Consider the following 13634-nt stretch of genomic DNA (forward strand, 5'->3'; position numbering starts at 1 on the left):
ATGCAAAGTAATACAAAAGTACCTTCACTTATGATTTTTGTATAGTCAGGTGTGCCACTTATTGAGACCTTGTTCAAAATCTCCCTTTAAATTTGCGCGAAAATATCAAACATATTTTCAAATGTCCAAAAACGTCACTTTCCAGATTTTATCTGGCTAAGCATCATTATACTCCACCAATGTGAAAAAAAAAAACGTAAAAAAAAAAATTATTCCTATTGACTTTTATTTTTATGTTTGGTATATATTCACTCCTGAATTGCGCGGGTGTAGCTCAGCGGCTAGAGCACAAGCTTGCCATGCTTGGGGTCGTGGGTTCGAATCCCATCACCCGCTTTAATTCTACACATCCCTTAATTAAAATTCAAAACCTCATCTAATTATTTATTTAAGATATCAATTGTAATCAAAAAGACACTATTAACCCTCCATTTTTAATCATCAAGGTAAAAAGTATGGAAATTACAATTACAGATATAGGCCCTTCTCACAAATCCATCAAAATTTCAAAGTCAGTTGATGACGTGAAAAAGGACTATAACTCCAAAATGGCAGAAATCAAAAAAGATGCTGTCATTCCTGGTTTTCGCCCAGGAAAAACCCCACAGAGAATCATCGAAAAACGCTTTGCAAGCGCTATTCTCGACGAAATGAAAAGAAATTATCTCGTAGAGGGCTTTGAAAGCTTAACGAAAAAACACAACATTCGGCCACTTGAAGAGCCCAAAATAGATCCTAACCAAATAACATTGGATAAAGATCAGGAATTTGTCTTCGAATTAGAGATGGAAACACACCCACAAATTGACCTAAAAGAAGATGATTACAAAGGTTTAACTGCCGAAAGAGAAGACGTGCAAATTAGCGATGAAGAATTGGAAGAAGTTTTGACTCAGATTCGCGAACGCAAGGCAGAATGGGCACCTGTTGAAGGCGGGAAATCAGAAGACAAAGACTTCCTAATTTGTGATGTAGAACTTTTGTGCGATAAAGATTCTATTTACAAAAAAGAGGGTGTCAATGTTTCGGTAGAGCATCCTTTTGTCGCAGGAATACACCTAGAAAGTAAAGATTTAATCGGTCACAGTGCTGATGGAACTTTCGAAAAAGATGTCACTATCCCCGAAGATTTCGAACAGGAAGATCATCGCGGCAAAGAAGCAAAGCTCAGCGTAAAAGTAGTTGAAATTAAACGTACACAACTACCAGAACTCGATGACGAATTTGCCAAAGAAATGGACGCGGAGAATGTAGACGATCTCAAAGAAAAAATCACCGCGGAAATAAAGCAAAGTAAAGAACAACAGCTCAACGCGAAAGTAGAGCAAGACCTCATCAAGCAACTAGGTGAAAACACAAAAATCGAGTTGCCAGAAAGTTTCTTGCAAAAACAAGTTGATGCCAGCATCGAAGAGCAAAAGAAAAAACTCGAGCGCGAAGAAAAAAGTGCAGAAGAAATAGAAAAAGAAATCGATGCCGAAAAAATACGCAGCGACGTGGAAAATCAACTACGCGAAATATTCTTAATTAATCATATCGCCGAACAACAAAATATTGATGTATCTCGTAAAGAAATTGACGACTACATTAATCAAATAGCTCGTTATCAAGGCGGTGGACAATGGCCACACCAATTGCGTAAATTGTTCGAACAGCAAGGTATGCTAGATGATATTTACGGACAACTCAAGAATCAAAAAGTACTTGAGTTTTTACGCGAAAATGCTAAAGTAGAAGTCAAGCAAAGCGAAAAGACAGAAAAAAAAGAAGAAAAAAAGAGCGACAAGAAAAAAAGCGATAAAAAAAGCGACAAGGCAGATAACAAAAAAAGTGGTAGTGACAAAAAGAAAAAAGACGCCAAAAAGAAAAGTAAAAAATAAGGATTCTTACGCATGACATGGAATTATTTAAATGTTCCGATGGTCGTTGAACAAACAGGCCGTGGCGAACGCCCTTATGATATATTTTCCAGATTGTTGAAAGATCGTATTATTTTCATTGGTTCAGGTATAGATGAACACGTTGCCAATCTTGTAATTGCGCAAATGCTATTTCTGCAAATGGAAAACAAAAAACAAGACATCAGTCTATATATCAATTCACCCGGAGGATCGGTCACTGCAGGGTTAGCTATTTACGACACAATGCAATTTGTGCAATGTGATGTGGCGACATACTGTATTGGTCAGGCAGCGAGCATGGGTGCGATACTCCTCGCTGGAGGAACAAAAGGAAAAAGACATGCGCTGCCAAATGCACGCATCATGCTACACCAACCATGGGGTGGTGCGCGCGGTACAGCAAAAGATATTTTGATTAATGCTGAAGAAATACTACGTTTAAAAGATACATTGTACAGCATTGTGGCAACACATACTGGCAAAAATGTCGATGTCATTGCTAAAGACTCTGATCGAGATTTCTACATGTCTCCACAACAAGCAAAAGACTATGGACTTGTTGATGAAGTTGTAGGAACTTTAAAAGCGCAAGAAGACGAAAATTAAAAAGTAATTGAACGTCTATCTTTGAAATTAACCACAGAAGACTCAAAAAATTAAAAGACAAATTTGTCATTTTCTCTGAGTCATCTGTGGTTAATTTTATTTCGGCATAAAGCTCGTCGCCCGCAGGTGTATCAAAAATTTTTATCTACAACATACGGTATATGTCTGGTCTGGAGCTACCATGAGAAATCTCACTGTACTATTCTTACTCTCTGCTATTTTCTTTATCTCTCCTGTTGTTGACGACACTTTTTACTCACATATGAGTAAAGGACGTATTACTCTAGAAGGTACGCAACAACTCGGCTACGAACAAATTTCCTTTAGTCACAATGAAAACCAACCAAATCTTTACTGGTTATATGACACAGTGATATACGCGGGTTACAAACTTTGGGGAGAGATTGGTTGGGCAATTCTCACCGTACTCATGTGGAGTGCCGCCTTTGCTATGGTTTTTGGACTAAAACCCGCCTTGTTCGCTCTACTTACGATAGCGATATACCCTACTCTTTCTTGTAGCGAACACAGCATACTATTTATACTAATTGCCTTAGCCATACTCTTCACACGTAGCAAGCTTTTGTGGCTGATGTTACCGCTACAAATACTTTGGGCAAATCTTCATCCGAGCTTTGTATTTGTGCCATTTGTGATGTTTATTGTCCTGTGGTCGCAACACCGATTTCGTCATGCAATTTATATATCCGTGGGAACACTATTATGCTCTTTTGTATCTCCACACCCTATATCGATATGGGTACCGGCCTTAGAAGCAAACTGGTCTATCACCAATATTGCCCTCTTTTCTTCCCCGATGTGGTGGTTGCTCATTCTCGCCATCCTTATGCAAAACTACCAAGATGTCAAAAAAGTGTCGTTAGTATTCCTACTTGTCGTCCTTAGTTTTATTTACCCAGTATGGGCACTTACCACTATTTTTATGTGTGGTTTGCTTTTACAAAATCATCTGTCATTGCCAACAAAGCGCGTAACAATAGCACTCACAGTTCTTTATTTGTGTACATGTGGATGGCACATTGTTCATGTATCGCAAATGCAAAAGCCACCGCGCCTTACTTTGGTGGAAACAAATTTCGCGCGATCCTACAATGATATCTCCTGTGGTGGATATTTGAGTTTTCAACTCCAAAAACCGATTTTTATCGATCTTCAGCAAAAATATCCCAATACGATTTACAATACATCAACGATTATGCGCCACGATCCAAAAGAGTGGGATGAAATAGCAAAGCGTTACGATTTTGATAGTGCCATCATCGACCATCGTCTACCATACTCCATGGATTTATGTCGTACCCTGGTAAATAGTGCGGCGTGGAGTCTTGTCTATTGCAATGAAGCTTTCGCAGTTTATGGCAAAAACTCGGAAGATAACGTCGTTTCACAAATAGAAGACGACGAAAGCGTTTCCTGTGATACGAAAAATATTGATCACCTGTACCGTATCTCGCGATTTTATTTTCATGTCAATTATGCGTTGGCCGCACGCAAAATTATGCAAAAAATCCCACAAGCAACGACACAATATAAATTACTGGAAGCCTACGTTGCCAATGATGAAGGTGAACTGGAAAAAGCCGCACAACAATGTGCAAAATATATCCAGTCGCGCGATAACAATTTAGTAGAATTGCAATTTTTAATCGCAACCTACTTGCGCACCAACAACAAAGAAAACTTCACAAAAGTGCGTAAATGGCTAAAATACGCCATGGAAAAATACCCACAAAATATTGAAATTGCCTTCCAGCAGGCGCAGTTATTTCACCTGGAAGAAGATTACGTTACCGCACTTTCCGTTCTACAAAAAATAACGACACAATTCCCTCGCTTTCGCAAAGCGCAACTCTACTACAACAGCATAAAACAAAACCAAGTCATTGTGGGAGCACAGGAGAAATACGTCAAACAAGCCAGACTACTCATGCAACACGGCAAGTTCAAGCTAGCGCTAAAGAGGCTACAACAAGTATTGGCTCTCGACGAGAATTATGTGGACGCACTACTAGAAAGTGGTAAAATTTATCATAAGCTAAAAAAATATAGTGAGGCCAAGGAACATTATGAACGCATACTGCGTTTAATTCCCAAACACAAAGAAGCTTTAAGTTATCTAGCCATCACCTTAACGGCAATGGGAGAGTGGGAAGAGGCCAAAAAAGTGATAGATCCTATCGCTGATGAAGAAGCGGCATATATCCAAGCCGCACTCTCGGTGGTAAACGACCGTGTCATAAAAGAGCTATACAAAAAACTACGCGAAAAATACTCTGCGGCAACCATTGTGCGTTTATCAAAAATTCTCGCCAAGGAAAAAAGATTTGCTGAGGCAATTAAAAATTTTGAAAAGCTCTCAAAGCCAGACGCAAAATACCTGAGTTTTTTATATTTTGAACAAGGCAAGGAACTTCTCAACAACAAAGAGGCCGACAAGGGAATCAAAGCGCTTAACCAAGCAATCAAGCACAATTCTCAGCATTTAGAAGCCCATTTGCTCATTGGAACTATTTTCTTAAAGACCAAAGAATGGGAAAAAGCGCGCAGCCACTACACAAAGGTGCAGAGTATCGATCCAAGTGATCCGCGTGCAAAAGAAGGTTTTGCACTAGTCGAGCTAGGTATTGCTTACGAGTACCAAGCACAAAAAAAATATCAGCAAACCGTAGAACATTTTGAGAAGTTTGTGGCCCTGACGTCTGATTTAGAAGAAAAAAAACGCATCCAAAAACGCATTGAAGACCTCAAAAAATCACTGGAAAACTTCAAACTAATACGCCTCAAAATTTTAGCGGAAAAAGCCGAAAATGCCGTGCGGCGCAAAGATTATCCTCGCGCAGAGAAAATACATCGCGCGATTATCTCTATTACGGCCAATGCTCCTTTAAGCTATTATTGGCTAGCGGTTATTTGCGAAAAACGTCGCGATTATGAAACGGCAGTTGAACATCTAAAAAAAGCATTGCAATATAAACCCAAGTACAAAGAGGCCCACTTTTTACTTTCAGGGCTTTATCACAAAATTGGCAAAACAGATCTATCAGTGAAACATCTCCAAATTTATAAAGAACAAGCCAAAAAGGAGTAAACTGTGAATAGCGAATTGCACAATACCTGGAAAACTATTGTTGGCAATGTTGCGGTTGAAAACCCTGAGCTTACCTACAAAATAGACAAAGTGGCCAATACATCGCTGCATGATCTTCCCACGGTAAAGATTGACAATATCGGTAACAGTAAACTACAACCCATACAACACAACGAAATGATTGACATCAGTGGTTTTGACAGTGGCGAAATAGACGATATGGCTGCCACGGAGCCTATGACGGTCGGTGGAGAGCAATCGGATGCTTTTGGAGAAGAAACGATTGCCTCTGTCGATGTAAAACGTCCCGATACATTTTTCGATGAAACCATCGCCACTGTTGCAGATAAAACCGAAGAGATTCACGGAAATGTTTCCCATGAAGACATAGATGAAACCATGGACACCGTTGCCGACGTACGCGTGTCGAATATAACGATTAGCGACATGGATTCTCCACAAATGGTCAATGAATTTACCATCAACGACTCTTCGGCGGAGAATTACCTAGAAGGCGACACCGTTGTACTGCCTGTAGATTCTCATGTAAACAAAATACGCTGTGAAGACCCGACACAAAATAACAGTTTATCTTCTTTGCAAGTTCACCAAGAAATTGCCCGCGGTGGAATGGGAGTTATTTTAAAAGGAAAACAAAATAGTTTACGACGCGAAATTGCCATAAAACGTTTACACGACCAGGATGACGAAACTAATAAAAAAAAGTTTGTCATGGAAGCACGCGTCACCGCTTTTCTCGACCACCCCAACATTATCCCAATTCATGAACTCGGCATGGACACCGAAGGCAACCCACTCTTAACCATGAAATTAGTACGCGGCAAGAGTTGGAGGCAACTACTAAAAGACGAAAAACAACAAATAGGGACACCCGACCACATCCAAAAGCATTTAGAAATTCTACTGCGTGTCAGTGATGCTCTGGCCTATGCCCACAGCAAAAAAATTATACACAACGATCTCAAACCTGCAAATATTATGGTCGGAGAGTTTGGCGAAGTGTTCCTCATGGACTGGGGAATTGCCGTTAGTTTGGACAAAAGTGAAAATGCTCCCACATTGCACAAAACGGCTATCGATACGCCCATGGGTACACCAAACTATATGTCCCCCGAGCTATCCAACGGCGAAGGCAAAAAAATAGGCCCATGGACAGATGTATATCTACTAGGCGGCATTTTGTATTATGTTTTAATGGGCAAAGCTCCACATCATAGCAACACTATTTGGGAGAGTATTCGCCTGTCTTCAGAGGGACATATTCCCGAAATAGATGATCGTATTCCCGAAGAGTTGCGCAACATTTGCTACAAAACCTTACAAAAAGACCCCGAAGACCGCTATCGTAGTATGGAAGAACTACAAGACGCCATCCACAAATTTTTAAATCACTGGGAAAGCATCAACATCACCAAAGAAGCACAAGAATTTTTAGATATCGCACACGATGTTCTAAAAGAATTAACCAATGGCAAAAATAACCTAGAAGAAGTACGCAAAAAAATTCCCAATCCATATTGCCCGATATCCAGGGCATTGTTTGGTTTTAACGAAGCCTTACGTATTTGGCCTGAAAACCCTGAAGCTGTGGAAGGAAAACGCCAAGGTTCGATTTTGTACTGCGAAGTCGGGATTTGTCAAAAAGATTTCAATCTCGCCGAACGCGTACTCGGTGACATAGATGACGAACAAGAGAAAAGACGTTTAAAAGAAAAACTGGATAAAATGGCCGTCCAAGACCATTGCCAAAAGGTTAAGCGCGATCCACGCGCCATGGTTGCCGCAGTAGTCATTGCCGTGGTTGCTTTTACCTTGGGTAAATTGTTATAAGTTTTTTATCGTAAACTCATATTTTTTTTACAATATAAAGCTTTATGTAAATAACTAGATATGCTAAGATAAATTTATAACTGAAAATCTCAGTAAATTTAGTCAGGAATTCGAATTATGAATAAATTGTTTATCATTTTTGCTATTTTCCTGCTCATAGGTTCATCATGGGGAGCGGCAGAGGAATGGCAAGAAGTAAATATCGCAGTAAGCCCACCAGCACGTGCAGCGCACACTTCGGTGGTTTTTAGCGGTAAGGTGTATGTCTTTGGTGGCGAAGACATTACAGGTGACGACGCTTTTTTCAACGATATGTGGCAATTTACAAATGAGTTTTGGGAAGAAGTAGACGATACAAATCCCCCATCTCCGCGTAAAGCACACAGCGCCACAGTCGTGGGAAACAAAATGTACGTTTTCGGTGGACGCGATGCCAACAATCGTTTACTCAACGATCTACATAGCTTTGACTTCACCACCAACACCTGGCAACAAGTGTCACAATCATTCGCACCGCCAGAGCGCATGTTTCACCGTACTGCGGCCGTGGATGGCAAAATCTATCTATTTGGCGGTATCCAAGCAGACGGAACTTTGGATGCAAGCATTTGGGAATTCAATCCTGAAACAGGTATTTGGTCACAAAAAGCCACAAACTTTGAAGGTGGTCGTTTGGCTCACACCGTTGCTGCCGAAGGAAAATCGATCTTGGTATTTTTTGGTAGTGATGCTCAGGGAAATCCCACCGGAAGTATTATGCAGTACGACATCGACCAAGACCAATGGTTTCCCGTTACCTTGCCTCCAGGAGCTGAACCTGAAGCGCGTTTTCTACACGCCATGGCGAAAAATGGCGCGTCATTATTTATGTTTGGAGGACTCACCGAGGGTGACGTTTCTTCTCAAGAAACTTGGGAATTTGACCTAACTACCTTTACCTGGAAGCAGCGCGAAGATTCGCCCATTGCTTTCTACAATGGTACCGCGAGTTTTCCTAACATCCCTACCCAACGTAACGAAAATATCGATGCTTTTATTTTTGGTGGACTTGACGCACAGTTGTTGCCTCTAAACAAAACTTTTCGTTATGCTCCACAAGGCATTAAAAACGACCAAAAAGTACAGGCACAAATAGGTACGCTCGGTTCTGACCGTTGCGCACTATTCATCGTGGAGTACGAACAAGAACAAGAAAACGTAGAAATTACCCTTGAGTGGAACGACCCCAAGGTACAACTACAAATTCTCGGTTCTGGTATCTGCCAAAAGCGTTGTGGTAACGACGTACAAAAGCGTTTGAAGGATATGGATAAAGTTATGCGTCTTCATCCGCGCGTGGCTCGTTTTGCATGGAAGCATATCCAAAAACGTCAACTACGAGGACTATGCAAAGTTGCCAGTAAAACAACAAAAGACGAAAACGGACAAACTTTGACCGCGTCTTTTACCAAAGTGAAGACCTTAATCTTTGCCGTCAAACACGGAAAATCTGGTAAACATAGCATTAACCCGAACAACATTATTGAACAATTATGCGGTGGTGGACACAAACCGAAACAAAAAACTGTACGCAATGTACAGGTGAGTATCGAAGGACAAGCGGCTCCACGAAAAGTGGTGTATTTGTTTCCGATTGGCCCACCAAACAATAAAAAAGATCCTGCACAACACAGTGTTACCTTACCAGGAAATCCTGTGCGCTGGCATTCCAAAATTCCATCTTTTGCCAAAGGTGACGAAGAAACCTCTTCTACAGAGAATACTTTTGAATGGAATTTTACCGACAAAAGCTTTTTAATCCCATTTTTGGGTTATGTAAAGTTTGAGTTACCATAATCACAAATAATTACTAATGGGTGATTATTCACTCATTAGTAATCTAAAGCCCAACAAAAAATTAGGCCTATCATTTAATTGTCCAATAGTAATATTAATCCTACTGCTTGAAGAACAATGTTCTGGACTATCTGCATACAAATAGCCCCCTCTCATAACAATTAATACCTTTCTGTCTTTTTGACTATTAAATAGCCTCAATTTATAATTACTTGTAAAGCGTTTATTTCTTATTAGTTGACGATACTTTATATATACATTAGAGCACAGTTCAGAAGCATTTCCACTCACTTGATATAATCCCCAGCTATTTTCTTTGCAGTCTTTAATTTTGAATCTGATGGGCATAGATAGTTGGTCGTATCCTTCGTAAAGCAGGTATTGTTTTTCAATATTTGACTTTTCGCCATACTTTTTCCAAAACCATTTTGAGGTAGTGCCTGAACGACACGCGTATTCCCATTGGATTTCATGAGGAAGTTCAAATTTGGATTTGCTAAAAAATCTACCAAGTTCTTGATAGGTAAATTGAGTAACGGGAGCGTTTAAATCTTTTTCTACTTTATTATTGGAAGATTGATATGCTTTAGGTAGTCTTTTCATAACAGCAACCCATTGATTTTGGGTTACTTCATTTTGTAATATCCAAAAATGTTTTTCAAAGTAATGATCAAATGCCGGGCCATCTTCAAATGTAGAATGGGGATCACCTATACGAAAATATCCTGGTGGAATGAGCGAAAATTTAAAGTCACAACTGGCAATATTTTCCGTACGTAAAACACTTTTCCCGATGCTTTTTGCATATGCTTTTTGATAGAAACTTGCATACTGACCTTGAACATTCGGAGGTAAATGCGACCAATACGCACTTCTCATGTCACAAAGCCATACCCCTCCTATTTGGCAAATAATATCCTGCATTTCCAAAAAGGTAATTTGCGCTGTATCCATCATCGACTTTATCCACGGTGTTGGAGAGTCTAACAGATGTTTAACATTGTAATATTTGCGTGTCAGATCTCTGGCAACAGCATCTTCCACGTCACTTTTATTAAATAGTAAATTACCATATGCATGGGCACTTTGACTTTTTTGCAATAGAGAAATAATCAGAAAATACCTAGCTTTTTCTCTAGAAAAATCTTCGCGATACGATGCGACATTAAATGTGGTTCTGGTGAACTCATTCACAGTCAAATCCACTAGGTATTTTTTATTATAACCAGCAAAGATTTTTTTCGCTTTCTCGTTGTTTTTGAGCATGACCGCACAAGTTGTGCGCAAGATAATTAACTTGTTCTTTTCTTGTCCTGCGGGCACCTTAATCGACCAAACATCATCAAACTTTTTCTGCGCTTCTGTAATCCTACCATTAATCAAATGAACAATACCCTGTATCCATAAATATTCCACTCTGCCTTTATTACTTTTTACACACTGCGAAAAGTCGGTGGTAAAGTCGCGGTTGTGAAATCTAGCGGACTGTTCCATGTATTGTTTTTCTGCCTGCGCATTTTGTTGCTCCACACGAATCAGCGTCCCTAGTCCCACAAAAACAAACATAATAGACATTGCAACAGCCACGGCCAGCACCAGTTTCTTTTCTTCGCGCACCTTGACGACAACTCTTTCCCACAGTCCTGGAGGACGCAGAGAAATCGGTTGGTTCTTCAAAAATTTGCGTAGATCTTGCACGATGTGCCGACAACGACGATAGCGGTTGTCGCGATCTTTCTCCAGGCATTTCATGGTAATTAGGTGCAAATCTTCGTGGATATCGGGCTTTATTTCTTTTAGAGGTGTGATTTTTTCGCGAATGATTTTAAAAAGTAGTGACAGAGTATTGCCCTCGCCTTTAAATGGCGGATTTCCACACAACATTTCGTAAAAGATCGCACCTAGAGAATAGATGTCACTGCGATGGTCGAGTTCTTTCTTTGTCGAAGCCTGTTCCGGAGACATGTATTGTGGTGTACCGATCAGTTCCCCTTTTACCGACAACGCTTCATCTTCTTCCAGAGAAAACGGCTTTGCCAAGCCAAAATCCATCACTTTGGCAACACCTTCGTTGTTAATGAGTATGTTTCCGGGCTTTAAGTCACGGTGAAGGACTTCTTTTTCATGGGCGTAGGTAAGTCCTTCGCATATCTGCAAAAACAACTTCGCCGCTTCGCGCTCCGAGAGCCTACCGCGTTTTTTGCGAAGAAAATCTCCTAGAGTTTGCCCTTCCACATACTCCATCGCAATATGTGGTGCGGGCGTTTCTCCGTAGTGGTATATCTCTACGATGTTCTTGCACTCTTTTTTCTTGCTCTTGTCCATGAGTGCTGCCGTTAATTTGGCTTCACGAACAAAACGTTTTACATCTTTGTCGGATGCCGATTCGGTCAACAACACTTTTAGTGCCATTGTCCTTTTCATATGGCGATGTTCTACTTTGTAGACAACCCCCATACCACCGCGACCGAGTTCTCCGAGAATTTCATAATCGCCAAATATCCCATCATCTTGGTTTTCGACACTACTTGCAATCAACGTATCCACTTTTTGTGGTTCATCGTTGCTTTCAAAAAGTGCACAAAAACTATCGAGATTATTTTTGTCTTCTTGTCCTAAAACGATATTGTCATCGGTAAACACTGTTGCTTGTTGCGACTGAATAAATCTACGCATGGCATCTTGTGAGGCAAAAACTTGCCCCACATTGTGCCAGCTATTGCGATCAAGAGACATTAAATGATCCGTCTTTACTTTACCATTGGCATAATATTGGTAGACTTGATGGAAAGTGTAAGGCCCCACTTGTTGTTTGCCATCTGGAGATTTCAAAAAACAAGGAGGGTTATTGTTAATTGTCATTGTATTTTTCCTCAGACATTGTACTTATTCGCTACGAAACACCTCATTGAAGAAATTGAGAAGTATTTGTGTACGGATCGCACATGGCAAATGATTTAGCAAACTATTGATGACCGCCGTGCGTTCGGGGAGTTTGTCGCCCTGTATTCCGGCATTTTGTAAAAGTGCGCCCAAATTATCTAGAGGAACGCTTCCAGAGGCAACAGCCCCCAGTAAACTCTGTAGCTGTGGCGGAATAGGCGAAAGAGGTAATTCCTTCACGGCACGTACACTCTCTTCGAGATCTACTAACATTTCATCCATCTTGGCCACGTTCGAAGGTTGGATCGTCAGATGAAAGTTTTCCTTGTGACCACCAACGGCTAACTGTGCTTGGATATGCCAGCCACGTACTTTCATCTCGTCGACCACGTGAAAAATATTGATGGTGTCTGATTTTACCGCGACAAGTGTCATTTCCGGCGTTCCCATTACCTGTAAATCAGGCATTTTTTCCACCCCGGCAACAAATTTTTGCGTCGCTTCGTGTAATTGACGCGCTAGATCGAGATAACCGTTTTCTCCCAAAAAATTCATCGTTGCCCAAGCACTTGCCACAGGGCCACCTGATTTTGAACTTTGCACGGTGGGATTTACTACTGGATATCCGGTCCAATCCGTACACGCGTAAAACTGATATTTACGCAGATTCTTGTTTTTGTACATTACAATGGACGCTCCCTTCACCACATAGGCATATTTGTGGAAATCCATTGAGATAGACGTTACGCCTGGAACCGTAAAATCAAAATCAGGTACGGCGACACCCATTTTACGCATAAAAGGTAATAAAAATCCGCCGATGCAGCCATCGACGTGGAACAAGATACCACGATCTAGAGCTAGCTGTCCGATTTCAGCGATAGGATCGATAACTCCGTGAGCGTACGAAGGAGCAGAACCGACCAAAAGTACAGTATTTTCAGTAATTGCCGCGGCGATTTTTGATGTTTCGGCTTTATACGTTTCGGGATTCACATCTACGGTAATCGCTTTGATGCCCAAATAATCTGCTGCCTTGAAGAAAGCGGCGTGCGCGGTTACCGGGAGAATAATTTCCGCCTGCGTAATATTTCGCTCATGACGCGCATAATCTCGCGCTGCTTTTACCGCGAGAATAATACTTTCCGTTCCGCCGCTACTGAAAGTTCCCACAACTTCGTCGTCTCCACGCAAGTGATTTTTCGCCATCGACGCCACATCATTTTCTAATTTTAGCAAACTGCGAAAAGAGAGAGGATCAAGGCCACTTTCCGTCAAAAACGCCAGATAAGCCTCTTTACAAATATTTTCCACTTCCTGTCCAGCATCATATATATAACTAAACGTTTTTCCATCACGCCAATTCAAGTCCTGTTGACGATAAGAGTTTAGTTGTTGCATTACATCTTGTGCACTCAATCCTTGTTGTGGAATCTTCAATGGTAAAT

General features: G+C 40.8%; 7 protein-coding genes and 1 tRNA gene. 6 read left to right on the forward strand and 2 right to left on the reverse strand.

The features are described from left to right. Positions 1-263: 263 nt before the first annotated feature. The 6 genes from UABAM_RS25420 (at position 264) to UABAM_RS25445 (ending at position 9303) form a co-directional block, all read left to right on the forward strand. Positions 264-336: transfer RNA gene (locus UABAM_RS25420), tRNA-Gly, on the forward strand. Positions 337-455: 119 nt separating this feature from the next. Beyond that, the gene (gene tig / locus UABAM_RS25425) at positions 456-1880 is read left to right on the forward strand and encodes a trigger factor (RefSeq protein ID WP_151970810.1); all 1425 of its coding nucleotides are present in this window, start codon (positions 456-458) and stop codon (positions 1878-1880) included. A 12-nt stretch (positions 1881-1892) separates the two neighbouring features. Then, positions 1893-2507: an ATP-dependent Clp protease proteolytic subunit gene (locus UABAM_RS25430; protein ID WP_151970811.1), complete on the forward strand. Its 615-nt coding sequence runs from the start codon at positions 1893-1895 to the stop codon at positions 2505-2507. Positions 2508-2688: 181 nt separating this feature from the next. Beyond that, entirely contained in the window at positions 2689-5616 is a 2928-nt protein-coding gene (locus tag UABAM_RS25435; protein WP_151970812.1) for a tetratricopeptide repeat protein, read from the forward strand. Positions 5617-5619: 3 nt separating this feature from the next. Next, positions 5620-7467: a serine/threonine-protein kinase gene (locus UABAM_RS25440; protein WP_151970813.1), complete on the forward strand. Its 1848-nt coding sequence runs from the start codon at positions 5620-5622 to the stop codon at positions 7465-7467. Between the two features lie 117 nt (positions 7468-7584). Next, on the forward strand, positions 7585-9303 hold the full coding sequence (locus tag UABAM_RS25445) for a Kelch repeat-containing protein (protein ID WP_151970814.1): 1719 nt from the start codon (positions 7585-7587) through the stop codon (positions 9301-9303). A gap of 24 nt (positions 9304-9327) precedes the next feature. Here the strand turns inward: UABAM_RS25445 and UABAM_RS25450 are convergent, their stop codons facing one another. Then, entirely contained in the window at positions 9328-12165 is a 2838-nt protein-coding gene (locus tag UABAM_RS25450; RefSeq protein WP_151970815.1) for a bifunctional serine/threonine-protein kinase/formylglycine-generating enzyme family protein, read from the reverse strand. A 24-nt stretch (positions 12166-12189) separates the two neighbouring features. After that, positions 12190-13626, reverse strand: a complete 1437-nt coding sequence (locus tag UABAM_RS25455) for a pyridoxal phosphate-dependent decarboxylase family protein (protein WP_151970816.1) — start codon at positions 13624-13626, stop codon at positions 12190-12192. Positions 13627-13634 lie beyond the last annotated feature (8 nt).

Origin of the sequence: Candidatus Uabimicrobium amorphum, from assembly GCF_009002475.1 — a bacterium.
GTDB classification, from domain to species: domain Bacteria; phylum Planctomycetota; class Uabimicrobiia; order Uabimicrobiales; family Uabimicrobiaceae; genus Uabimicrobium; species Uabimicrobium amorphum.

What these genes read in the sequence shown, in the direction of transcription:
- tig (WP_151970810.1), top strand. Translation starts at nt 456, where the DNA reads ATGGAAATTACAATTACAGATATAGGCCCTTCTCACAAATCCATCAAA.
- UABAM_RS25430 (WP_151970811.1), top strand. Translation starts at nt 1,893, where the DNA reads ATGACATGGAATTATTTAAATGTTCCGATGGTCGTTGAACAAACAGGC.
- UABAM_RS25435 (WP_151970812.1), top strand. Translation starts at nt 2,689, where the DNA reads ATGAGAAATCTCACTGTACTATTCTTACTCTCTGCTATTTTCTTTATC.
- UABAM_RS25445 (WP_151970814.1), top strand. Translation starts at nt 7,585, where the DNA reads ATGAATAAATTGTTTATCATTTTTGCTATTTTCCTGCTCATAGGTTCA.
- UABAM_RS25450 (WP_151970815.1), bottom strand. Translation starts at nt 12,165, where the DNA reads ATGACAATTAACAATAACCCTCCTTGTTTTTTGAAATCTCCAGATGGC.